The sequence below is a fragment of the Candidatus Poriferisocius sp. genome (assembly GCF_965208355.1).
GTDB lineage: Bacteria > Actinomycetota > Acidimicrobiia > Acidimicrobiales > Bin134 > Poriferisocius.
Map to the genome: position 1 here is coordinate 1,440,099 of NZ_CBDBOM010000003.1, position 23,981 is coordinate 1,464,079.

Below are 23,981 nucleotides of genomic sequence, written 5' to 3' on the forward strand. Positions count from 1 at the left end.
TGGAAACATAGAGCCATGAGCATCAAAGTGACTGCGCTGCCGGCGGCTTTGGGAGCCACAGTGGAAGGGCTGGATGCCGATCGCCTCGACGACGAGGTGGCGGCCGAACTGCGGGAGGCCTTCTGGGCCCACAAGGTGCTGTTCTTCCCCCAGATCCACCTGACCGACGAGGAGCACGTGGCCCTGGGGTCGCTGTTCGGCGATCTGGCCGCGGTGAGCAACGACGACACCGACCATCGAGAACACCACACGGTGGACGACGAGGGCAAAATCCTGGTCCTGGACAGCTCGAATGCTTATTCGCGGGCCAACTTCTGGCACACCGACGTGACCTTTGCCCGCCAGCCTCCGCTGGGATCGCTGCTGTCCATGAAGGAGTCTCCACCCTCTGGCGGTGACACCATGTGGGCCAACACCCAGGCCGCCTACGAGGGCCTGTCCGATCCAATCAAGGCGGCTCTTGAGGGTGTCATCGCCCGACACGGCCGGGCTGGGCTCACCGAATTCACCGACCACCCGGCTATAACCGTCCATCCCGAGACCGGCCAACGGATCCTGTTTGTGAACCGGGGGTGGACGTCGTCGCTCCAAGGGATGAGCCACTTGGAGAGCAGGTCCCTGCTGGCGCTGTTGTGCGATCACATGGAGCAGCCCGAGTACGTCGTGAGATGGCGATGGAGCGACGGCGATGCCGCCCTGTGGGACAACCGCTGCACCATGCACTACGCCATCAACGACTATGGCGCCGACCACCGGCGTATCCACCGCGTCACCATCTACGACCCCTCCGGCGCCGGCCCGGTAGCAGCCGCGCCCGCGGCCTAGCTATAGCGCCAAGAACGCCTTTTCGAGATCTCTGCTAGAGCTCCAAAAGAGCCTGTTCCACCACTTCGGTGAGCGCGGGGTGGATGTAGAGCTGGCCTCGAGCCATCTCGTCCACAGTGAGGCCGAACTGGAATCCCTGGATGAGCTGCTGGATGAGAGTGGGGGCCTGAGGGCCGATGATGTGGGCGCCTAGCAGTCGCCGGGTCTTGGGATCGGCCAGCACCTTGGCGAAGCTGGTGGTGTCCTCCATGGCCCAGCCATAGGCGGTATCGCTGTAGGGCCGAACGGCCTTCAGGTAGGGTCGCCCCTTAGCACGCAGGGCCTGTTCGGTGGCCCCGACCGCGGCCACCTGCGGATAGGCGAACACCGCGTGGGGAATGCCGGAATGATCAGGTGCCCGCAGGTCGTCGGGGTGGGCGATGTTGTGGGCTACTGCGCGGGTGTCCTCGTTGGCGGTGTGTTTGAGCTGGGCCGCATGGCAGATGTCGCCCAGCGCCCACACCCTTTCAACATTGGTGCGGAGAAACTCATCGGTCACCACATAGCCGCGGTCGTCGAGCGACACCCCGGAACGAGTTACCCCCAGCTGTTCGCCATTGGGCACTCGGCCAGTGGCTAGCAACAGCACATCGCCGGTCACATCCCGAGCCTCGGTGTGCACTGTGATCTGCGACCCACTCTGGGACACCCCGATGATGGGGGAGCCGAGGGCGCAGTCCATCCGTTGAGCCACGATTTTGGTGAACGCGGCCGACACCTCCTCGTCCTCGGCCCGCAGCAACCGGTCTGAGCGGTTCACGATCGACACCGACACCCCCATGGCGTCAAATACGTGGCCCAGCTCGGCGGCGATGTAGCCGCCGCCCAAGATCACCAGCCGCTCGGGCAGCGACTCCAGGCGCATGACGGTGTCGGAGGTGTGGTAGGGAACCTCGTCTAGACCAGAGATCGGGGGGATGAACGGCCGGGCCCCGGCGGCTAGCACGATGTGGTCGCCGGTGAGCTGGTGCCCATTCACCTCTAGCACCTTGTGGCCGACAAAGCGGGCGTCACCGTTGAAAACGGTAACGTTGTCCAAGCTGTGGCGGTAGTCTTCCCCGCCCTGGGCGATGGGGTCGATGCGCCCGAACACCCGCCCCACGATCTCGGGCCAGCGCACACCGTCGAGCGTGCTGTCCACCCCCAAGTGCCCGGTGCGGCCGGCCTGATGGGCCATGTCGGCGGCGTACACGAACATCTTGGAGGGTATGCAGCCCCGGTTGAGGCAGGTGCCGCCGAACACATCCCGTTCGATCAGTGCCACTCGCCAGTCGTCGAAATCCGGGGTCAGGACACTGTTGCCCGACCCGGTGCCCACCACCACCAGGTCGAATTGCTCGGGTGATTGAGACATCAGCCGCCCTGAGGAGGCCCTTTGGCGGTTTGGTCCTCGTCGATGAGCTGGCCCCGGAAGCTGGGGTTGCGGCCCAACTGAATGTCCTCATGGCGGTTCATAATGGCCGGGGCGTACACGTAGTCGGTCCAGATGTAGAACTGGTTGTCGAGTACGGCCTGATACACCAACTCGGCCACCTCGGGCGGTTTTACAGCGTCCTCGTACATGGCCATCATCATCTGGATCCGCTCCTCGTCTTCGGCGGTGGGATCGGGCGGGATGATCGGCGAGCGCAGCGTCTCGGGGCGGTTGCGCTCGGAGTTGATGATGTTGGTGGTCACCAATCCAGGACACAACACAGACACCCCTACCGACGATCCGCTCTCCTGGAGTTCGTGGTAGAGCGTCTCGGAAATGGTCACCACCGCATGCTTGGATGCGTTGTAGGGGCCGATGTTGGGGTAGGAGGTGTGCCCGGCGACCGACCCGGTGTTCACGATGTGGCCGTCGCCGTGCTCCATCAGGTGGGGCAAGAACGCTCGGATACCGTGGATCACCCCCCAAAGGTTCACCCCCAGAATCCACTGCCAATCGGCAGTGGTCAGGGTGTGCATCAACCCGCCGGAACCTACTCCAGCGTTGTTGCACACCACGTTGACCTGCCCGAACCGGGAGAAGGCCGCTTCGGCCAGATCGTCCATGTCCCCCTCCGAGCTCACGTCGGTGAGCACACCCACGGCGTCCACGCCGGCGTCGTTCAACTCGGCCACCGCGGCGTCCATAGCCGGCCCCTCCACGTCAGCGATCATGAGGCGGGCCCCAGCCGCCCCAAATCGATCGGCCATGGCCCGGCCCATACCGCTGGCCCCGCCGGTGATGACTGCTGCTTTGCCCTCAAGAGTGTCCATGGGCCGACGCTACCGCTTGCCTGGAGGCCGAGCCGATGTCGGCGGGGAGGAAAGCAAGACCACTAGGGTTCCCGCCGTGAACAAGGTAAACGCCGTAGTGATGTACCCGCTGGCCATGGATGAGTCGGAGCTCGACGACCTTCACCGCCGGTTTCCCTCAGTGCAGTTCCACAACATTCCCTATTTCGAACCCCACGGGCTGCGGGACGCCAAAGCCAAGGGCCGGGTTACCGAGGAGCTGCTGGCCACCGCACCGCCACTGTCGGATTCGGAGCGGGCAACGATCGCCGAGGCCGACGTGATGATGGTTCTCGACCTGCCCCATGGGATCTGGGATCGGGCGACCCGGCTGCGCTGGGTGCAGGCCATCGGGGCGGGCATCGGCCAGTTGGAGCCGGCCAAATTCAAGGCCAAGGGCATCGAGTTGACCAATGCTGCAGGGGTGGCGTCGGTTCCGATTGCCGAGTTCGCCATCGGCCGCCTGTTAGAGGTGTGGAAGGACATCCGGGTGCTGGAACGCCAGCAAAAGGACCATCACTGGCAGATGCACCAGGGCTTGTTGATGAAGGGGAAGACCATCGGCATCGTTGGCCTGGGAGCCATCGGCCGGGATGTGGCCCGCCGGGCCAAAGCCTTCGAGACCACCGTGCTGGGCAACCGCCGTTCGGCCCGGACCGGCGACACCGATCCCGACGTCGACGGGCTGTTCGGCCCTGATGGACTGGATCAGATGCTGGCCCGCTGCGATGCGGTGGTTTTGAGCGCACCCCATACACCAGAGACCATTGACCTGTTCGACGCCGAACGCCTCGGGCAGCTCAAGCCCGGGGTAGTGCTGGTGAATGTGGGTCGGGGAACGATCATCGACGAGCCCGCGCTGGTGGCTGCGTTGGAGTCGGGGCAGGTAGGGGCCGCGGTCCTAGACGTGACCCGGGAGGAGCCGCTGCCAGCGAACAGCCCGCTGTGGGATGCCCCCAACATGTACTTGTCTCCCCACTGCTCCACCGCCCGAGAGGGATACAACGAGGCCCTGATGGAGCTGTTCTGCGACAACCTGGAACGCTTTCTGGCCGACGAACCGCTGCGCAACGTGGTGGATCCCGACCGGGTCTATTAGGAATGCGTCATAGCCAAACCGTCGAGGAGAAAACTGATGCCGTCAGACGCCTATAACGCCGCGGTCGCCGCCATCAAGGAGCAGATGCAAAAGGCGAACGCCGGACCGCCGCCTGACCTGGAGACGACTCGGGCTGGATTTGAGGCGTCGTACAGCTCAAGGCCCATTCCCGATAGGGTGAGTGTCACTCCGGTAGACGCCGGTGGAGTGCCTGCTGAATGGGTGACACCCCCCGAAGTGGAGGGAAACCGGACCATCATCTATCTGCACGGCGGCGGCTATGTAGTGGGCAACCTCAACACCCACCGCCATGTGGTGAGCCGATTGGCGGTCGAGGCCAAGGCCCGGCTGTTGAATGTGGACTACCGCCTCGCTCCCGAAAATCCCTACCCGGCCGCGCTGGACGACGCCATGGCGGCGTGGCAATGGCACCTGGCCAACGGAGGAGAGGCGGCCCACACTGCTATCAGCGGCGATTCCGCCGGTGGGGGACTGACCATCGCGCTGTGCATGAAGCTGCGGGACGAGGGCTTGGAGCAGCCCGCCTGCGCGGCTCCCATCTCGCCGTGGACCGACTTGACGTTCTCGGGCGACTCAATGACCGAGCGGGCTGAGCGCGATCCCATGCTGTCGGGCGGCGACGCCCTGCATGGCATGGTCATGGCTTACGCGCAAAGCGTGGACGCTGCTGACCCCTACATCTCGCCGGTGTTCGGCAAGTTCGAAGACCTGCCCCCCATGATGATCCAGGTGGGCACTGAGGAGGTGCTCTACGACGACAGCACTCGCGTTGTTGAGGGCATCGAGAGCGCCAGCGGCTCCGTGGAGTTCCGCCCCTGGCAAGACATGATGCACGTTTGGCACTTGCTCGCCGGCGTCGCCCCCGAAGCAGAAGAGGGCATCGCCGAGCTGGCTGCCTACATTTCCGAGCGGACGTAGCCGTCCCGCCGGATCAGCTGGCGGCTAAGCGCGCCCCCAAGGTGCGCAGCTGCTGGGTGCCGGCGCCCAGGGAGCATTCAATGTGCTTGTTCCACAGGGTGTAGCGGTGGAGGGGGTAGTCGATGCTCACCCCCATGCCGCCGTGCACGTGTTGAGTGGCGTGGGCCACGTCGTGGGCCCAATGGGAGGCGTACCACTTGGCGATAGGCAGCCGCATTGAGGCGTCGTTGCCCTCGGCCAGGTCGTACAGGGTGGCGTAAGTACACAGCCGCACCGCCTCCACGTGCATGAACTGGTCGGCCAGGCGCTGGGTGACTGCTTGGAAGGTGGCCACCGGACGGCCGAACTGCTCCCGTTCGGAGGTGTACTCGGAGGCTAGGCGCAGCGCCCGATCAACCACACCCACCTGGGTGGCGCACAACAGGGCCACCGCATGATCGGCCAGCCACGCCACCGATGCCCCGTCGGCCGGACCCAAGGGCTCGCACTGTGCCCCGTAGAAGCTCACCTGATGCACAGGCTGGAGCCGAGTGGACACCCCTGGCTCCAAATTCACCGCCGGGTCGGACAAGTCGGCCAGAAACAGCCCGGTGCCGCTGATGATGCCGTTGTCGGAGCCGTCGTCGAGCCCGGCCACCACCACGATCTTGGAGGATTCGGCGGCGAACTCGACCACCTCTTTGGTGCCCACCAGCTTTCCGTCCACCACACGGGCCGTTGGACTGGAGACGTCGTCGTTCAGATATTCCTGAAGGCCCAGGGTCAACACGTTGGACCCGTCGGCGCAGCCGGGGAGCTCTCGCCGGCGCTGCTCGTCGGAGCCGAAGGCGTCAACCGCCAGTGCAGCCAGAATCCCGCTCCACAGGGGCAGCGGGGCCACATGGCGCCCCTGGGCTTCCAGCACCTGGCCGACGGCGATCAAGTCCAGACCGCCTCCGCCTACGTCCTCGCCCAGAGCGATGCCCACCAGACCCGCGGCGGCCAGCTCGGCATAAAGGTCCCGATCGAACCACTCGTCGGCGGCCTCGACCTCCATGAGCCGCTCCATGTCGAGGCGGTCGCCCATGATCCGGTTGGCCAGGTCGGCTACCGCCTGCTGTTCTTCATTGAGGGTGAAGTCCATTGTCTTGCCTCCTGCCGGCTACTTGCGGCGCTTCTCGCGAGGCAGACCGAGGCCGGCCATGCCGATGATGTCTCGCTGGATCTCGTTGGTGCCGCCGCCGAAGGTCAGAACCCAACAGCCCCGATACGACTCCTCCATTCGGTGGGAGAAATCGGCATGGGGTGAGCCCTTCTTCAGGTGTCCGGTGGCGCCCACCACCTCAGTCAACCCGGAATAGATGAGGTGCATAGACTCCGAGCCCCACACCTTGATGGTGGATGCCAGCGCCGGGTTCAGATTGGTGCCCACGGTGGACTCGTAGGCCACCTTCCAGTTCAACAGGTCCAAGAACTCCACCCGGGCCCGGCACTCGGCCAGCTTGACCTGCACCCACTCTTGGTCGATCACCCGGCGGCCGTCGGGCAGCTTGGCCTCTTTGGCCCATTCCACTCCTTGGTCAACCAGATTGGCTATGCCCCCCGAGGCGCACAGCGACACCCGCTCGTGGTTGAGCTGGTTGGTGATGAGGCCCCAGCCACCGTTCACCTCGCCCACCCGCAGCCAGTCGGGCACCCGCACGTTGTCGTAGAAGGTGGCTGTGGTGTGGCTGTTGCCCATGGTGACGAAAGGCTGGATATCGAAGCCGGGGTCGTCGGTGGGCACCAAGAACATGGTGATGCCCTTGTGGGCGGGGGCATCGGGGTCGGTACGGGCGGCCAGCCAGACGTAGTCGGCGTCGTAGGCCAGGCTGGTGAACATCTTCTGACCGTTGACCACCCACTCGTCTCCGTCGCGCACCGCCTTGGTCTTGAGGGCGGCCAGGTCGGTGCCCGCAGTGGGCTCGGAATAGCCGATGGAGAAGTGCATCTCCCCGGCCAGGATCTTCTTCAAGAAGAAGTCCTTCTGGCGGTCGGTGCCGTAGTCCCGAATGGTCGGGCCGACTGTGTTGATGGTGAGGAACGGCACCGGCACCTGAGCGGCCCACGACTCGTTGAAGAAGATGTACTGCTCGATGGGGGTGAATCCCTTGCCGCCGTACTCCACCGGCCAGCCCACGCCCAGCCATCCGTCGCTGCCGATCTGGCGGATCAGATCCTTATAGTCCTCATTGGCTTCGGTCTCGGTGTGGCGAATCTTTTCGCGCACCTCATTGGTCATGAGGTTGGCGAAATACGTTCGCAGCTCCTGTTGAAGCTCTATCTGGTCATCGGTCAACTCGACGCGCATAACCCAATTCTGACAGCCCCGGCAAGAGCAGGGCTATCCAGGGTTGCCCACTAGGCCGATAGCCTCTCGGCAATGTTGGTCGTGGGGCTCACCGGAGGGATCGGGGCCGGGAAATCCACCGCGGCGGCTCGGTTTGCCGAGCTGGGGGCGGTGGTGATCGACGTGGATGCCATTGGGCGGGATGTGCTGGCACCGGGAGGGCGGGCCGAGCAGGGAGTGATCGACGCCTTCGGACCGGGAATCACCGACGACAACGGCAATATTGACCGGTCGAAAGTGGCCGCCGAAGTATTCGGACGCCCCGATCGATTGACCGCTCTGGAGGCCGTCAGCCATCCAGCTATCAACGCCGAACTGGACATCAAGCTTCGGAGCTTGGCAGATGGGGGAAAGGTGCAGGCAGTGGTGCTCGATATGGCGGTGTTGACCGAGAGCCGTCTCGGTCAATTGGAGTCAGGACGGGGCTATACCAAGGTTTTGGTGGTGGAGGCTCCTGAAGCAGTGCGCTTGCCCCGGCTGATCGAGCGGGGACTCACCGAGGAACAGGCCCGGGCTCGCATGGCCAGCCAGGCCAGCGACGAGCAGCGGCGGGCGATTGCCGACCATGTGATCGTGAACGACGGCACACCCGAGGAACTCGCTGGTGCTGTCGATCTGGTATGGGCTGAGCTGACCGGCTAGGAGCGGGGGACTGCCTCCCACGGCTGGCCCTTGTAGGGGTCGGGCTCCTTGGGCAGGCCCAGCACCCGCTCGCCGATAATGTTGCGCTGAACTTCGTTGGTGCCCCCGGCAATGGACATGGCCGGCGCAGTCATGACGGCGCTGGCCCATTCGTCGGCGTCGTCTTCGGTGGCATCCCAAGCCTGGCCAGCCGGTCCAGCCAATTCGATGGCCACGTCGGACGACTGCCGGCTCAGCAAAGCCGCGTTCAGCTTGGCGATGGAGCCCTCTGGCCCCGGTGCTCGGCCCGATTCAGCGGCCTGGCGAATCCGCATCCCGATGAAGCTCTGGATGCGCTCGCTAATGTAGAGGTCGGCTATCGCATTACGCACCACTGGGTCGCCGCTGCGACCCTGCTTTCGAGCTTCGGTAGTGAGCTTCGCGCTGGTCATCCGGCCGCTCATGTCCCCCGATCCGCCTGCGCCGATGGCCACCCGTTCGTACATCAGCATGGCCACGGCCACGTTCCAGCCGTTGCCCTCGCCCCCGACCAGGCAATCGTGGCCCACACTCACGTCGGTGAAGTAGACCTCGTTGAAATGCGAGCTCCCGTTGATCTGGCGCAGCGGCCGTATGTCGACGCCGGGCAGCGACAAATCGACGATGAACATGGACAGCCCCCGGTGCTTGGGCTGGGTCGGATCGGTGCGGGCCACGCACAACCCGTAGTCGCAGTACTGGGCGCCCGAGGTCCACACCTTCTGGCCGTTCAGCACCCATTGATCGCCGTCGCGTACCGCCCGGGTGGCCAGCGAGGCCACGTCGGAGCCAGCGCCGGGCTCAGAAAACATCTGGCACCAAAGTTCGTCGCATCGGATGATGGCAGCCTGATGGCGGGCCCGCTGTTCGGGGGTGCCGAATTCATTCATCACCGGCAGGCACATCCCATGGGAGATGGAGGCGGGCACGAGCGGCGCCTGGTATTGGGACTGTTCCTGGTTGAACGCCTCCAGATAGCTCTTGTCGAGACCCTGCCCGCCGTACTCCTCTGGGTAGGTGATGCCCCCCAACCCGGCGTCGGCCAACGATTGGTGGAACCTGCGGCACTCGGCCACCAGCGTTTCTTCGGTCCACTCCACCGGCGGCTCACTGCGGGGAACTGCGTTTTCTGCGAGGAACTCTTGAGCTCGCTGGCGAAACTCTTCAAGGGTCGCGGTCATGGCTCAGACACTATTTCGTGGCTAATGGAAATCACGTAGCCGAAAGTCACGCCACTATGCCGCGGGGCGAACAGCTTCGGCGGGATCCATGCGGGAAGCCCGCCATGATGGGTACATCCCAGCCACCAACCCCACTCCCAGCGTCACTCCCAATCCGATGCCGATAAACGACAACTCCACCGTCATTGGCCAGTCCAGTACTTGCGTGGCCATGGCCACTACTGCAAGCCCGAGCGCAATTCCCACAAGTCCTCCGAGCAAGGTCAACAGCATCGACTCGATGAGAAATTGCACAGCGATGTGGATCTTCCGGGCACCGAGTGCCCGGCGCACCCCGATTTCGCCCCGACGTTCCAGCACCGAGATCAGCATGATGTTGCCCACACCGATGGCCCCTACCACGATGATGACCACCACCAGCAGGCTGAGCAGCGACTCGAAGTTCTCGCTGATAATCTCCCGGGCTTCGAGATCCAGTGAAGACACTGCCACCTCGCCGGGAGCTTCAGGGTTGGCCTGGCGGGGGAGCAGCTCCCGGACTTGTTCGATTACGTCCAAGTCGGCCTGCACCCAGATGCGCTCAGGATTGTCGTCGGCGTCGTAGAGCTCTTCGGCTACAGGGAAGCCAATCAGCGCAGCCCGATTCAAAGTAAGCCCTTGGCTGATCGTGAACGGGTCGAGAACACCTATTACTGCAAACTCATGTCCAGAGATGTGGACAGTTGGGTTGGCATAGAGCTCGTCGAAGCCCAAAACCCCGGCGGTGTCGGACCCGAGGACCACCGTGGGGACCTGCACAGTGGCCGCATCGTGAAATCGACCGTATGCCACTCCGCCCCTCAGTGGCATCAGAAGATCCAAATCGTCCTCGTTCACTGCGAAGATGCGAATGCCTCCCGTCTCCACGGAGGGGATGAAATCGGTCTTGCGCATCGTGGCTGGCACCCGGCGGATGGAGGCAACCACATCCACGAGGTCTCGCATGTGGGTGTCGATGGCTGCGGCGGCCCCAGGCAGCAACTCGGGTTCGTCGGCAAAGGAGGTCCCGGGCGTCAACTCCAGCACGTCGATACCCTGCTCCAGGAGGTCTCTTTGGGCGTCGGCTTCCCCAGAGTTAATGATGCCCACTAGGGCCACCAGGGAGGCCACGCCGATGGCGATCCCGATGGCGGCCATGGCCGTGCGGCCCTTTCGAGTTCGGAGTCCCAGCGTTCCCAGTGAAAGGGCGTCGCGGAATCGCAATTTGCTGCGCGCCATATCAGACTTCCGCCGAGTCGTGACTGATGCGGCCGTCGAGGATGGAGACCGATCGGGGCATCCTGGCGGCCAGATCTCGGTCGTGGGTGATGATCACGATGGTGGAACCCGCTCGATTGAGCTCCAAGAAGAGCTCAACGATCTCCTCGGTGGTCTGAGAGTCGAGATTGCCGGTGGGCTCGTCGGCCAGCACGATAGCCGGATCGCCCAGCAGCGCCCGGGCGATGGCTACTCGCTGGCGCTCACCGCCGGAGAGCTTTCCCGGCCTTTGGCCCATTCGGTGGCCGAGCCCGACTCGCTCCAGCACTTCGCGGGCCATCTGACGCCTCCAACGCAGACTGACTCCCTGGTAGAGGTTGCCGGTGGACACATTGTCGAGCGCCGACAACCCCTCCAATAGGTGAAATTGCTGGAACACGAATCCGATGCGTCGTCCTCGGACTGCGGCCACCTCTCGATCTCGCATCCGCGATAAGGCCTGGCCGTCGACAATGACATCGCCTGAGCTGGGGCGGTCCAGCGCACCCATGATGTTCAACATGGTGCTCTTGCCCGATCCTGAGGGTCCGACTACTGCCACTAACTCGCCGGCGCGAATCACCAAATCCACGCCATCGAGGGCTCTCACCGGGGGAGTGCCTGGGTAGTGCTTGACCACCTGGTGCAGCTCTAGCACTTTCCGGGGCTCGGTCAACATCAGAGTGCTCTTTGAGAGCGTCCCAGACTCGGTTCGGCTGGAGGCCGCGCCACTAGGGGATGCGCACGTGGTCGCCTACTTCGAGGTCGCCGCTGGTGATCTCGACGAAGGCGTCTACGAATGTGCCGACCTCAACTGGAACCAAGGTGGTCGATCCTTCGTGGACCACCTCCACCGAGAACCCCCCGGCCACGGTGGCGATCAACGCTGAGGCGGGCACCACCAAGGCATTCGGGGTTACCTCTTTGGTGATGGTCCAAGTGACGGGGGCAGCGTCGAAGCGGGACGAGGCCTCATCGTCCAGCAAGATGATGATGACCTCGATGGTGGGATCGCCGGGCGCCCCGGTCTGCGGATTGAGCAGCCGGGTGGCCACCCTGGCCACCTCCGAGACTACGCCGGGGGAGATTCGGCCATCGGGTAGTTCTACCTCCACCCGGTCTAACCGGTTCACAATTTCGGCGTCGCCGGGATCGATATTGCTTACAATCTGCTGGTGTTGACCGGTGAAGGTAAATGCCGCGGCTTGGGCGGCCACCGGTTGACCCACGGCTGCATTCACAGCAGAAATTCTGAAGGGCTCCTCGATGAACACGATGAAACCCATGGCGATCTCACCGGTCTCCTCGACCCCCAAGCGGTTCTGCCATTCCTCCACTACCCGCTCGGTGGCAATGGTGAAATTCTCGTCAACAGTCATGTTCTCGATATTGGGTAGGTCCATGTCGTACAAGGCTTGCTCGAGCTGCTCGACATCGGGTCCGTCTTCCATAAAACGCGTGTAAGGGCGATACATCGGGCGATTGCCCCGCAACAGCACCACTGGATAGCTGTTGACCTCGAAGAGGGTGTCGCCGATATCGAGAATGTCCCCTTCCTCAGGGAGGCGACCGGTGACGATCCCTGAGGTGTTGGTGTAGAGCGGCTCGGGATCGCCGAAGCCCAAGGTTCCGGAGAATTCCTCGGTTTCGACCAGATCGCGTCGAACCACCTCCGCGGTGTTCAACTCCTCTGTCTCGCGGAGAATGTCCTCGGTTATCAATGGGGCCGGGGACGCGGCTTCTGAAGTGGAGGCGGATTCTGAGGCCTGAGTGCTGGCACTCGAGGTGGGTGCGCTGGAGGTACTCTGCGGGCTGGCGACTGTGGCTTGAGCCGATGGGGTCGGGTCGTCAGGTGTTGAGGGAGCGGCGGCTTCGTTGGGCTCCCCCCCTCCAAAGACCGGTAGGCACACCCTCAACGCTGCTTGGATTTCCGGAGTCACGCCGGAGCCGTCGCCCTGTCCGGGGAAGCCGGAATTGGGGTACTGGCCGAAATCGGGGTCGGGGAATTCGTCTACACCCTGGTCTCGCATGCACTGGGCGAACGCCACCGCGTTTTCTTCCTGTTCTACCTGCTGCACGTTGGTGTCCTGCTGGGGCGCGAGAGCAATCAGTTCGCTGAAGACGCTGGCACATGTCTGGAGGGCCGGGGCCAAGCCAGGTTGGGTGAAGCTGACCCCTGCCTCTTGCATGGCTCGGAGGAATGAAGCCTGGTCGACGATCTGGGAGCTGTCGATATCGGGGAAGTCGGGGAATCCCTCCTCACGGATGCAGCGGGAGAAATCCACGAATGCCTCATCGCGCAGCCTCAGAAGCTCTTCTTCAGAGAGCTCTTCCTCGGAGTCGGCCTGGGCGGGCACCAGTGTCTCAAACTCCTGGTCTTGGTCTGGCTCGGCCGGAGGGTTGGCGATCTGCTCGTTTTCTGATTCTGGAGCGGGGTCTGGAACTGCGGGGGGATTGGCAATGCGGTCCAGTGCTTCGAACAGGCCGTCGGGTAGCACTTCGCTGAGATCGGTGGTCACCACATTGTCGGTTTCGCTACCTGGGGCGGTGCCGCAGGCGGTCGCCGTCAACGCGACGGCTAGCAGGGCGCCGGCGATCAACCTCTGGTGTCGTATCCGTTTCGAATGCTTCATGTTGTGTCCAGTCCAAATAACCGGCGGGCGTTGCCTCCTGCTATCGCAACCTTGTCCTCGTCAGACAGGTCAGATTCCAGAAGCTGGCCCAAGATATGGCTAATGCGTTGACCCAAGGGCCAGGAGTAGAGATCGGTTCCGTACACATAACGGTGGGCGCCGTGCTGGCGCACATGGTTAGCGATGAAATCGAAATTGTACGAAAGACTGCAATCAAACACCAGATTGGGGTAGGTGGCGGCCAGATGGCCGCAGTGCTTGGTGCCCTCGTGGGTGGAGTATCCGTCCAGCACCAACATGGTGAGATCGGAGTGGCGGGAGGCCAGCTGACCCACCTTCCACAGCGACTCCTCCGCGGTTTCGTCCAATGCGTGGACCACCGGCAGCAGGCCCAACTCGCCCATGGCCCCCACGTATGTGCTTACCCAGTGATTGTCGATGCTCACCCCTTGGAAGCGGGTGTGAAAGCTCATGCCCGCCAGGCTCAGCGGCCCGGCAGCTCGCTCCAATTCCCCGAGGCTGACCTCGCCGTCGCGGGGCTCCACAATGCCTATGGCCACCGGAAAGCGATCGGGAGTGGCGTCTCGGTAGGCGGCGATCTTGTCGTTCACCGCTTGGGTATCGGCATGGCCGTTGGGCCGCAGGTAGCCGTGGCCGGGGATGACGGCGGCCTGGTCAATGCCTCCACCATCCATGATCTCGATTCGCTTGGTCAGCTCCAGAGCAGCGTAGGCCTCGGGGTCAGGTGTCTCCTCGGGGGGCAGACCCAACGCACCCGAGGCGTCGCCCACGTGGTGGTGGACGTCGAAGACCGATATACCCGCCGAGCTGCCCACCGCTATCTCCGTTTGAAATTCGGCTTTCGCTTCTGGCTGAACGCCAGCGGCCCTTCTTTGGCGTCCTCGCTTTGGAACACCTTCCAGCCGTATTCGAACTCGTGGGCCAGGGCTTCTTCTTCGGTCATGCCATCGGTCTCATGCAGCGTGCGCAGAATTGCCTCCACCGCCAGCGGTCCGTTCTCACAGATGGTGGCCGCGATTTCCTTGGCCTTGTCCAAGGCCTGGCCATCGGGCACCACATGGCCGACCAGGCCGATGTCCTTGGCCTCGGCTGCGGTGATGTGCTTTCCGGTGAGCAAAATCTCAGCGGCGACGGTGTAGGGGATCTGGCGGCGCAAGCGCACTGCGGAGCCGCCCATGGGATAGAGCGACCACCGGGCCTCTGACACCCCGAACCGGGCGCTCTCCCCGGCTACCCGGATGTCCATGGCCTGAAGGATCTCGGTACCCCCGGCGATGGCCACTCCTTCCACTGCGGCGATGATCGGCTTGGTGGGCCGGTAGCTGCGCAACAGCGCCTTCCAGTGCAGTTCGGGGTCGGCCGCTTGACGGGCGGCCACGTCGATCTCCGGGTCGGCGTTGCCGGCGTCGCCGCTCATGGCCTTGAGATCTGCGCCCGAGCTGAAGTTCCCCCCGGCGCCGGTCACAATGATGCAGCGGATGTCGTCGTTGTTGTCCGCCTCGTAGTAGGCGTCCAACATTCGCACCATCATGGCCCCCGACAAGGCGTTGTAGCGCTCAGGACGGTTCATGGTGATGATGATTGATTGACCGTCTCGTTCCACGATGGCATCGGGCACCGGCTGGTCTCCTTTGTTCGAGGCCGCCTATCTGGCAGCCCCCGAAAACTAGTGGGCCGGTAGGTTCTGGGGCGAAACGGCTTGGACTACTGAAAGTCCTCGATGGGCGGGCAGGCGCAGAAGACGTTCTTGTCACCGTGGGCCCCGTCGATGCGTCCGACAGGGCACCAGTACTTGCGCTCACGGATCTCCGGAAGGGCGAAGGCAGCTTGTTCCCGGGAGTAAGGCCGGTCCCAATGGTCGTCGGCGATCACCGCTGCGGTGTGGGGGGCCCGGCGAAGCGGACTGTCTTCCATGTCGATCATCCCGTCGGCCACGTGGTCGATCTCGGCTCTGATGGCAGTCATGGCCGCCACGAAGCGGTCGAGCTCGACCTTTGACTCCGACTCGGTGGGCTCGACCATCAGCGTGCCTGCCACTGGGAACGACACCGTGGGGGCGTGGAAGCCGAAGTCGATGAGCCGTTTGGCCACATCCTCCACGGTGACGCCGGTCTGGGCGTGGAGGGGGCGCAGGTCGATGATGCACTCGTGAGCCACCAGGCCGTTCTCGCCGGTGTAGAGCACCGGAAACAGGTCGTCGAGGCGCTTGGCCAGGTAGTTGGCGCTGAGCAGGGCCACTCCGGTGGCATCGGTTAGTCCCTCGCCTCCCATGGCGATGATATAGGCCCAGGAGATGGGCAGAATCCCCGCTGATCCCCAGGGGGCGGCGGACACCGCCCCCACTCCAGTGGACGGGCCGGCTTCGGCTACCACCGGGTGGTTGGGTAGGAAGGGGGCCAAATGTGGGCCAACCGCCACCGGCCCGACGCCGGGTCCGCCGCCGCCGTGGGGGATGCAGAAGGTCTTGTGGAGGTTCAGATGGGATACGTCGGCGCCGAACTGGCCGGGCTGGGCCACCCCCACCAGGGCGTTGAGGTTGGCCCCGTCGAGGTACACCTGCCCGCCGTGGTCGTGAATCAAGTCGCACACCTCGGTCACGGTGGACTCGTACACCCCGTGGGTGGACGGGTAGGTGATCATCAGTGCGCTGAGGCGGTCGTCGTGCTCCTCGACATTGGCCTTGAGGTCTTCCAAGTCCACGTTGCCGTCGTCGTCGCACTTGACCACCACGACCTTCATACCGGCCATGACTGCGCTGGCCGCATTGGTGCCGTGGGCAGAAGCAGGAATCAAGCAGATATCACGCTGAGTCTCGCCCCGGGCCGCGTGATAGCCCCGGATGGCCAGTAGCCCAGCGAGTTCGCCCTGGGAGCCGGCGTTGGGCTGGAGCGAGACCGCTGCGTAACCGGTGATGGTTACCAGCATCTGCTCCAGTTCGTGGATCATCGCCCGGTAGCCCTCGGTCTGATCCGACGGGGCGAATGGGTGCATGGCGGCGAATTCGGGCCAGCTCACCGGCTCCATCTGGGTGGTGGCGTTGAGTTTCATGGTGCAAGATCCCAACGGGATCATGGTGCGGTCGAGGGCCAGGTCTTTGGAAGCGAGGTGGCGCAGATAGCGCAGCATCTCGGTCTCGCTGTGGTAGCGGTGGAATGTGGGGTGGGCCAGGTACTCGCTGTTCCGAACGTATTCGGGTGGAAGCGCGTCGGGGGTATCGGCGTCCAAATCGTCAATGCTCTGAGCGTCGTCGTCGATTCCAAACGCCCGCCACAGGGCGATGACCGTGTTCCTGGTGGTGGTTTCGTCCAGCGAGAACGCCACGGTGTCGTCGTCCACCGGCCGCAGATTCAGCCCTTCCGCCAGTGCGGCGGCCATGAACTCCGATGCCCGGCCCGGCACTCGGATGGTGACAGTGTCGAAGAAGTGGTCATTGGCCAACTCGAAACCGGCTTGGCGCAGCCCCGCGGCGGCGATGGCGGTCAGTCGGTGGACCCGTCGGGCGATGCGATCTAGTCCTTCGGGGCCGTGGTACACGGCGTACATGGCGGCCATCACAGCCAAGAGCACCTGAGCGGTGCAGATGTTGCTGGTGGCCCGCTCTCGGCGGATGTGCTGTTCCCGGGTTTGCAGGGTGAGCCGGTAAGCCACAGTCCCGGCATCGTCGATCGATACCCCCGCTAACCGGCCGGGCAACGACCGCATAGCCGATTCCTGTACCGCGATGAACCCGGCGTGGGGTCCGCCGAATCCCAGCGGAACCCCGAACCGCTGTGATGAGCCCACCACCGCGTCGGCTCCCAGCTCTCCTGGGGGAGTCAGCAGGCACAGCGCCAGCAAGTCGGTGGCCACCGCCACCAGGGCGTTGACGTTGTGGGCGGCGGCGATGATTCCGCTCAGGTCGCCGATGCGTCCCGAACTTCCGGGATACGACACCAGGACTCCGAACGCCCCGTCGGCGAGCTCCTCGATATTGGCCTGGTCCAAGTCGGCGATGACGACCTCGATGCCCAGAGGCTCCGCGCGAGTGGCCACAACGTCGATGGTCTGAGGGTGGGTGTCGGCATCAACGATGAACCGGTCGTCGGGCGCCTTGCGATTGAGCCGGCGCAGGAGCGTCATGGCCTCGGCCGCCGCGGTGCCCTCATCCAGCAGCGAGGCGTTGGCCATCCCCATGGCGCTCAGGTCGCTGACCAGGGTCTGGAAGTTGACCAGCGCCTCCAGCCGGCCTTGGGATATCTCCGGCTGGTAAGGGGTGTAGGCGGTGTACCAGGCCGGATTCTCCAGCACATTGCGGCGAATCACCGGCGGGGTGATGGTGTCGTAGTAGCCCATGCCGATCAGAGAAGTGACCACCTCGTTGCGGTCGGCCAGTGCCCGCAGGGCCTCGGTGGTAGCTGCCTCCGTCAGGCCTGGCGGTAGCTCCAATGGGGAATCGGAGCGGATGTTGGGCGGTACGGCTGCGTCCACCAGATCAGCGAGGCTGTCGTAGCCCAACTCTTCCAGCATCGCCGCTTGGTCGTCGGCGCTGGGGCCGATGTGGCGGGCTTGGAACTCATCAGGGTTCTCCAGCGCAGCCAGGATGTATGGAGTGTCTGGCGGGGATGACATGGCAGGTTCTAGGAACTAGGGAGCTAACGCGGCTCCATCGGTCAGTCCGTAGCGGTTGAACGGCCCGAAAAAGCCATGTTCATACAGGCCGTAGCCCACGTTGCCGTCGTAGGTGTAGCGAGCCACGTGGTCCACCACGCCGTACTGTCCGATCGGCTTGACTTCCTTCTCCACGCTCAACACCTTGCCCTGCACTACCAGTTCGGGCCCCTGGTACATGCCGTGGCGCCAATCGGCGTCCATGCCGTATCCGGTGCCCATCGAGACAAAGTTTACCAGCAGGGGCTGGCAGTCGATTTCAATGCCAGTCTCGGGAAAGGAGATCGTGGAATGGGTAAGCACCCGGGTGCCCGATTCGAACGTGTGTTCGTGCTCGGGGCGGCCCAAGTCCTCGTCAGGGCGGCCGTCGGCCCAGACCCTCTTGCCTTCCACCAATCGCCGACTTCCGTCGTCCTCCTCGTTGTTCATGTAGAGCACGGCGTGGTCGTCGAACATCATCGGAAAGTAGTTCCACATGCCAGCCATGACGTTGACGCCCTGGCGGATGCCGTCGGTCTCAGGCTCGCCCACCGGGCGGATACCCCACGAACGGTCGCGGGCGCCGCCCCAACGGTCAGGGGTGACCGCGAAGTCCTGGCCGCCCACTGAAAGGGTGCCCTCCCACCGGCCAAGCTGGGCGAAGCGCTGGGTGTTGAACACCACCCGCCCTTCGCTGCGGATGAACTGGTTGGGTTCCTCGATAGCTCGAATCGACGCATCCCAAGTCACGTCCATGGCGATGGTGTGCTCGTTGGGCTCCACGATGAAGCGCACCTTTTGGAGGGGTTCGATGACCTCGATCCTCATAGGGCCAACCGACATGTCCATGCGGTCGGTGAGGGGCCGGGAGCCTCGAATCACATGATGCTCGTCGCCCCGACGCACGCAGCAGAAGGCGTCGTGAACGCCCAGATTGGGATATTGGCCCATGCCGAAGATGGCAAATAGCTCGTCGCTGGAGCCGTGCATGCAGAAGTAGTTGCGGTCGTAGAAGTTGCGGTCGGAGGTGGCGACATTCCGGATCCAATCAGGGGACTGGTGAACCGGGAACTCGTCCCAAGAGGAGATGGCCATTGCTGTCCTTTCGGTAGCCGTTGCGCGGTGGCCTACCTTATGTCGTCGTAGTAGCGGCGATAGAAAGCAGAAGTCCATGAGCAATGCGATGGAAGGCAGGGTGGCACTGGTGACCGGTGGTGCCAGCGGGATCGGCCAAGAGGCCGCGGTGCTGTTTGCCCGGAGAGGGGCCAGGGTCGCGGTGGCCGACCGCAATGCGGAAGGCGGGGCCGAGACGGTAGCCCGGATCGAGGCTGAGGGAGGCCAAGGGGAGTTCTTTGCCACGGACGTAACCGATGAAGACCAAGTGGCTGCCTTGGTGGCATCAACGGTGTCAGCATTCGGCCAACTCGACTACGCCTTCAACAACGCGGGCATCACCCATCCTTCCCGGCTGTTCCACGAGCTAACGCTGGAGCAGTGGAATGAGATGATTGCCGTGAATCTGACCTCGGTGTTTCTGTGCATGAAACACGAGATCATCCAGATGCTGGCCCAAGGCGGCGGAGCGATCGTCAACACTGCGTCGGGAGCGGCAATCATTCCTGCGCCCGGACAGCCCCACTACACCGCGGCCAAACGGGGGGTGTTGGGTCTGACGACATATGCCGCCGATGAGCTCAACAATAAGGGCATTCGAGTCAATGCCATTTGCCCGGGCATGATCGATACCCCGATGGTGGCTTCGTGGCGGGAGTCGAGCCCTGAGATGGCCGAGGCCGTTATCCAGATGATGCCCGGTGGGCGTTTGGGGTTGCCGGAAGAAGTGGCTGAAGCCGCGGTGTGGCTGTGCAGCGACGAGGCTCGTTGGGTATCCGGCGACACCATGCTGGTTGATGGCGGGATGCTTAACCGCTAGTGACAGAGACATAAGCTGCGGCCATGACTAGGACCTCGGTGGCCGCGGTGGAGGGGTTTTTTACCCTTGATGCTGATGAGCCGCGGTTGATCGGTGGGAGAGCTCGTAGCCGGGGCTCCTACTTCTTTCCCAAGTCTCTGGCGGGCTCTGACCCTGCTTGTTTGGGAGACGAGATCGACGAAGTGCTGCTAAGCCGCACTGGCGAGCTTTGGTCCTTCACCACCGGTGAGTACGCTCCGCCCGCGCCCTACGTGATCCCCGGCGACGAGTTCGAACCCTACGTAGTAGCCGCGGTGCGGCTCGCTGAGGAGAACTTGGTGGTGCTGGGACAAGTGGTTTTCGGTGTCTCGGTAGACGATCTGTCGGTGGGCATGGAGATGGAATTGGCACTGGATGTGCTCTATTCCGACGATGAGCACGACTACTTGGTTTGGAAGTGGGCTCCAGTGGGGATGAGCAAGAACGGAGAAGAGTGATGGACGAAATCGCCATTCTTGGGGTGGGGATGCACCCGTGGGGCAAGTGGGGCCGCAATTTCGTGGAGTACGGGGAGAAGGCCGCCCGCGACGCCCTTGCCGACGCCGAGGTGGGCTGGGACGAGGTCCAATTCGTGTCCGGGGCCAACAGCGTTCGTTGCGGCTATCCCGGCTATGTGTCGGCTTCGACCTTTGCCAACGCTCTGGGATTCACCGGTTGCCAGTTGGCCAGTTCGTACGCGGCCTGCGCCTCGGGGGCCACCGCGCTGAGCATCGCCCGGGCCCAGATCCTGTCGGGAGTGTGCGACGTGGCCTTGGTGGTGGGGGCTGAGTCCACGCCTAAGGGTTTCTTCGCTCCCAACGCCGGGGAGCGCCACGAAGACCCCGATTGGCTCCGCTTTCACCTGGTTGGGGCCACCAATCCAACGTACTTCGCCCTGTATGCCCGGCGGCGCATGGAATTGTACGGCGATACCTCCGAGGACTTCGCCGCTGTCAAGGTCAAGAACTCCCGCCACGGGGTGTTCAACCCCAACGCCCGCTACACCAAGGAGTACGACGTAGACGACATTGCCAACTCCCCGATGGTGGCCGACCCGCTGCGCCTGTTGGAGATCTGCGCTACCTCTGATGGAGGCGCTGCGCTGGTGGTGTCCAGCCTGGAGTGGGCGGCCAGCCGGGGCGTGGACGACCCGGTTCGAGTCTCGGGCATCTCCACGGTCAGCCCCACCTACCCCAACAGTGTGATCGAGCTGCCCTATCTGGCGTCGGACTCGTGGGCCGCAGTGGGCGACGAGACCATGACCTTCAAGGACAACATCGCGTCCCGGGCCTACGAGGAGGCATCGGTATCCCCCGATGACCTCGATTTCGCCGAGGTCTATGACCTGTCCTCGGCCTACGAACTCGATTGGTACGAGCACATAGGGCTGTGCGAGCGGGGCGACGCCGCCAAGCTCCTGCGGTCCGGCGACACCTCGCTGGGCGGCCGCATCCCGGTGAATCCCTCGGGCGGGCTGGGGGCCTTCGGTGAGGCGGTTCCCGCCCAGGCCATCGCCCAGGTGTGCGAGATGGTGTGGCAGCTTCGAGGCGAGGCCGGCCACCGCCAGGTGGATGGGGCCAAAGTGGGCCTGTCCATCAACCACGGCATGTTCGGCCATGGCTCTTCGGTGATCTGTACTCGCTGAGCCAGAATCTCTGTTCTGGGGGCGCATCGGCGTTCAATCGCTAAAGTGCCCGCCATGGCGCCCCCTGACCTGCTCAGCTCCGACGAAGACCGCTATGAGGTGTACCGGGTTTACCGGGACGATTACCCGTGCTTTCACGACGAGGCGTCCGACACGTGGTTCGTAAGCCGCTACGCCGACGTGGAGCATGTGTTCAAGAACCCGGAATTCAGCACCGACATGTACGAGTGGATGATCGAGCCGGCCCACGGGCCGACGCTGCTGTCCAAGCACGGTGCCGAGCACTCCCGCTACCGCAACCTGGTAGCCCCTTTCTTCCGAGGGGCATTGCTGGAAGCTGACTTCATGCCCATGATCGAGGCTCAGGCCAAATCCATGATCGACCAATGGCTCGAAGTTGGGGGGTGCGATCTGGTGGAGGGGCTGTCGCGCTACCTGCCCATTAAGGTGATCGTGGCCATGCTGGGGCTGCCCGATGAGGACCACCCCAAGTTCCAGGACTGGTACGAGTCGATTAACCGGTTCGTGTCGAACATCAACCAGGATCCGGACATCATCGCCGAGGGGGAGAGGACCCGAGTAGAGTTCCAGGACTACCTGATGCCGGTTATAGCCGAGCGCCGCCGCAATCCCGGCGACGACCTGCTGTCCAACTTGGTCACCGCCGAGATCGACGGGAGTGGACTGTCTGACATCGAGGTCAAGTCGTTCACCAGCCTGCTTTTGACCGCTGGGGGAGAGACCACCGACAAGGCCATCGCCAGTCTGTTCAAGAACTTGCTTGAGCACCCCGACCAGCTTGAGCAAGTGCGCAATGACCGCTCTATGGTCACCATGGCGGTGGCCGAGACCCTGCGCTATAGCCCGCCGGCCCACTGGATCCAGCGTCTGCCCCACGAGCAGGCCGAGCTGCCATCGGGCACCGGCACCATTCCTGCTGGGGCCACCGTGACCGGCATTATCGGGGCGGCTAACCGGGACGAGCGCAAGTACACCCACACCGACCCCGAGCTGTTCGACATCAACCGCAGGGATCTACCGGCGACCAGCGCTTTTGCCGCCAATGCCGAGCACACCACCTTCTGTTTCGGCCGCCACCACTGTGTGGGCTCCTATTTGGCCAAAGCCGAGATCGAGACAGCGCTGAACATGGTGCTCGATAGCACCGAGAACCTCCGGTTCGCCGATGGATTCGAGGCCAAGGAGGTCGGCGTATTTCTCCGGGCCCCCGCTGAGCTCCAAGTGGAGTTCGATCCGGTAGGGAGCAGTTAGCTTCAGGGGCGATTGGTTCTGGATACACGGATTTCCTACTATTTGGGCTTCAAGCGTTGGATCGATAGTGAATCGTCCGGAGAGGGGACAACTATGAAACGCTCCTTGTGGAAGCTGCTGGCAGCCCTGCTGGTGTTGACGTTGGTTGCCGCTGCGTGCGGCAACGATGACGACAGCGAAGTAGCTGCAGGTTCCGACATCACCATCGGCTACCTCCAGTGGATCTACGCTGACGAGGCTGGCAAGAGGATCGAAGATGCGGCCAAGGAGGCCGTTGAGTTCTTCGGATGGAGCTACGAGACCTGCGATGCGGCGGGCGACCCAGCCCAGATGCCGGTCTGCGGGAACCAGCTGTTGGACAAGGACATCGACGTGATGCTCACCGACGGCATTCCCGAGGCATTCATCACCGATGTTCTCGAGCGGGCCGAGGCCGAGGGGGTACCCGTGCTCTCCGCCGGTGGCGAGGTTGAGCCCCGCGACTTCTATATCGCCAGCTTTGCCTCCGACGACACCGACCTCGGTGTGCAATTGGCCAATTACCTAGTGGATCAGTTCCCCGGTGGTGCCCGCATCATTGTTCAGTCGGTTCCCACGGCGTGGAGCGACAAGCGCATTGAGGGCCTGAATTCGGTCATTCAGGGCAACAACATCGAGATCGTCGACCAGTGGGAGGGCGACTTCGCCGACCTGGTGGCCGGAACCGAAGCAGATGTGACCACGAAGCTCCAGCAGTTCGACGACATCGACGCAGTGTGGATCAACTTCTCGGTGGCATCCATCGGCGCTGCCCAAGCCATCGGTGCTCTCTATGAGGCCGACGACCCGAATCGCCCGCAACTTCTGACCTTCTACGCCAATCCCACTACCGTGAATGACATCCGAACCGGACGGGTGGATGCCGCAGTGGACGAGAAGCTGGAGTGGCAGAGCTGGGCCCAGGTTGACGCGGTTGCCGCGTGGCTAGAGAACGGCACGGAGCCGAGCCAGGAGCGGGCCCCGACGTACGACGGCAGGAACTTCTCAGTCCGCCAGGTGGTCACCATCGACACGGTGAATGCCATGCCGGCTGACAGCACCGAGGTTCCCGCCCCGAATCCGCCAGGAGATTACGAAGAGTACTTCCGCAACAAGTGGTGCGACGAGTACGACGGTCTGCCCAACTGCTGAGGCAGTGAACGCGCA

21 protein-coding genes are annotated in these 23,981 nt (G+C 63.6%); 9 read left to right on the forward strand and 12 right to left on the reverse strand.

Annotated elements, in window-relative coordinates:
* The first annotated feature begins 15 nt into the window (after positions 1 to 15).
* Positions 16 to 825, forward strand: coding sequence for a TauD/TfdA dioxygenase family protein (locus tag ACOGXH_RS07990; RefSeq protein WP_419928576.1), 810 nt, complete (start codon positions 16 to 18; stop codon positions 823 to 825).
* 34 nt (positions 826 to 859) lie between these two features.
* Here ACOGXH_RS07990 and ACOGXH_RS07995 read toward each other — a convergent pair whose 3' ends face one another.
* Both ACOGXH_RS07995 and ACOGXH_RS08000 read right to left on the reverse strand, forming a co-directional pair.
* Entirely contained in the window at positions 860 to 2,218 is a 1,359-nt protein-coding gene (locus ACOGXH_RS07995; RefSeq protein ID WP_419928577.1) for a mycothione reductase, read from the reverse strand.
* Positions 2,218 to 3,108, reverse strand: coding sequence for an SDR family NAD(P)-dependent oxidoreductase (locus ACOGXH_RS08000; RefSeq protein ID WP_419928578.1), 891 nt, complete (start codon positions 3,106 to 3,108; stop codon positions 2,218 to 2,220). Before ACOGXH_RS08000 ends, ACOGXH_RS07995 begins: the two co-directional genes overlap by 1 nt.
* A 76-nt stretch (positions 3,109 to 3,184) precedes the next feature.
* Between ACOGXH_RS08000 and ACOGXH_RS08005 the strand changes: the two genes are divergently transcribed.
* A complete protein-coding gene (locus ACOGXH_RS08005; protein ID WP_419928579.1) occupies positions 3,185 to 4,225 on the forward strand; it encodes a D-2-hydroxyacid dehydrogenase in 1,041 nt (346 codons plus the stop codon).
* Positions 4,226 to 4,261: 36 nt separating this feature from the next.
* Entirely contained in the window at positions 4,262 to 5,164 is a 903-nt protein-coding gene (locus tag ACOGXH_RS08010) for an alpha/beta hydrolase (protein WP_419928580.1), read from the forward strand.
* A gap of 13 nt (positions 5,165 to 5,177) precedes the next feature.
* Here the strand turns inward: ACOGXH_RS08010 and ACOGXH_RS08015 are convergent, their stop codons facing one another.
* Both ACOGXH_RS08015 and ACOGXH_RS08020 read right to left on the reverse strand, forming a co-directional pair.
* Entirely contained in the window at positions 5,178 to 6,287 is a 1,110-nt protein-coding gene (locus ACOGXH_RS08015) for an acyl-CoA dehydrogenase family protein (RefSeq protein WP_419928581.1), read from the reverse strand.
* A gap of 18 nt (positions 6,288 to 6,305) precedes the next feature.
* A complete protein-coding gene (locus tag ACOGXH_RS08020; RefSeq protein ID WP_419928582.1) occupies positions 6,306 to 7,493 on the reverse strand; it encodes an acyl-CoA dehydrogenase family protein in 1,188 nt (395 codons plus the stop codon).
* A gap of 72 nt (positions 7,494 to 7,565) precedes the next feature.
* Here ACOGXH_RS08020 and coaE point away from each other — a divergent pair, with 72 nt between their 5' ends.
* The gene (gene coaE / locus ACOGXH_RS08025; protein WP_419928583.1) at positions 7,566 to 8,174 is read left to right on the forward strand and encodes a dephospho-CoA kinase; all 609 of its coding nucleotides are present in this window, start codon (positions 7,566 to 7,568) and stop codon (positions 8,172 to 8,174) included.
* Here coaE and ACOGXH_RS08030 read toward each other — a convergent pair.
* From ACOGXH_RS08030 to ACOGXH_RS08065, 8 genes are all read right to left on the reverse strand, one after another.
* Complete coding sequence (locus ACOGXH_RS08030; protein ID WP_419928584.1) at positions 8,171 to 9,373, reverse strand: acyl-CoA dehydrogenase family protein; 1,203 nt, start codon at positions 9,371 to 9,373, stop codon at positions 8,171 to 8,173. The two genes, coaE and ACOGXH_RS08030, sit on opposite strands and share 4 nt — an antisense overlap.
* A gap of 54 nt (positions 9,374 to 9,427) precedes the next feature.
* Complete coding sequence (locus tag ACOGXH_RS08035) at positions 9,428 to 10,630, reverse strand: ABC transporter permease (RefSeq protein ID WP_419928585.1); 1,203 nt, start codon at positions 10,628 to 10,630, stop codon at positions 9,428 to 9,430.
* 1 nt (position 10,631) lies between these two features.
* Complete coding sequence (locus tag ACOGXH_RS08040; protein WP_419928586.1) at positions 10,632 to 11,327, reverse strand: ABC transporter ATP-binding protein; 696 nt, start codon at positions 11,325 to 11,327, stop codon at positions 10,632 to 10,634.
* Positions 11,328 to 11,379: 52 nt separating this feature from the next.
* Complete coding sequence (locus ACOGXH_RS08045; protein WP_419928587.1) at positions 11,380 to 13,281, reverse strand: hypothetical protein; 1,902 nt, start codon at positions 13,279 to 13,281, stop codon at positions 11,380 to 11,382.
* Positions 13,278 to 14,117, reverse strand: a complete 840-nt coding sequence (locus ACOGXH_RS08050; RefSeq protein WP_419928588.1) for an amidohydrolase family protein — start codon at positions 14,115 to 14,117, stop codon at positions 13,278 to 13,280. Before ACOGXH_RS08050 ends, ACOGXH_RS08045 begins: the two co-directional genes overlap by 4 nt.
* A gap of 2 nt (positions 14,118 to 14,119) precedes the next feature.
* Positions 14,120 to 14,920 (reverse strand): crotonase/enoyl-CoA hydratase family protein, encoded by an 801-nt coding sequence (locus tag ACOGXH_RS08055; RefSeq protein WP_419928589.1) that lies wholly within the window; start codon positions 14,918 to 14,920, stop codon positions 14,120 to 14,122.
* An 86-nt stretch (positions 14,921 to 15,006) separates the two neighbouring features.
* Positions 15,007 to 17,910: an aminomethyl-transferring glycine dehydrogenase gene (gene gcvP / locus ACOGXH_RS08060; RefSeq protein WP_419928590.1), complete on the reverse strand. Its 2,904-nt coding sequence runs from the start codon at positions 17,908 to 17,910 to the stop codon at positions 15,007 to 15,009.
* Between the two features lie 15 nt (positions 17,911 to 17,925).
* On the reverse strand, positions 17,926 to 19,023 hold the full coding sequence (locus ACOGXH_RS08065; protein ID WP_419928591.1) for a hypothetical protein: 1,098 nt from the start codon (positions 19,021 to 19,023) through the stop codon (positions 17,926 to 17,928).
* A 76-nt stretch (positions 19,024 to 19,099) separates the two neighbouring features.
* Between ACOGXH_RS08065 and ACOGXH_RS08070 the strand changes: the two genes are divergently transcribed.
* From ACOGXH_RS08070 to ACOGXH_RS08090, 5 genes are all read left to right on the forward strand, one after another.
* On the forward strand, positions 19,100 to 19,861 hold the full coding sequence (locus ACOGXH_RS08070) for an SDR family NAD(P)-dependent oxidoreductase (protein ID WP_419928592.1): 762 nt from the start codon (positions 19,100 to 19,102) through the stop codon (positions 19,859 to 19,861).
* A gap of 23 nt (positions 19,862 to 19,884) precedes the next feature.
* Positions 19,885 to 20,337, forward strand: coding sequence for a Zn-ribbon domain-containing OB-fold protein (locus ACOGXH_RS08075; RefSeq protein ID WP_419928593.1), 453 nt, complete (start codon positions 19,885 to 19,887; stop codon positions 20,335 to 20,337).
* Complete coding sequence (locus ACOGXH_RS08080; protein ID WP_419928594.1) at positions 20,334 to 21,524, forward strand: lipid-transfer protein; 1,191 nt, start codon at positions 20,334 to 20,336, stop codon at positions 21,522 to 21,524. Before ACOGXH_RS08075 ends, ACOGXH_RS08080 begins: the two co-directional genes overlap by 4 nt.
* A gap of 54 nt (positions 21,525 to 21,578) precedes the next feature.
* The gene (locus ACOGXH_RS08085; protein ID WP_419928595.1) at positions 21,579 to 22,796 is read left to right on the forward strand and encodes a cytochrome P450; all 1,218 of its coding nucleotides are present in this window, start codon (positions 21,579 to 21,581) and stop codon (positions 22,794 to 22,796) included.
* Between the two features lie 93 nt (positions 22,797 to 22,889).
* Positions 22,890 to 23,966 (forward strand): sugar ABC transporter substrate-binding protein, encoded by a 1,077-nt coding sequence (locus ACOGXH_RS08090; protein ID WP_419928596.1) that lies wholly within the window; start codon positions 22,890 to 22,892, stop codon positions 23,964 to 23,966.
* Positions 23,967 to 23,981: the final 15 nt, after the last annotated feature.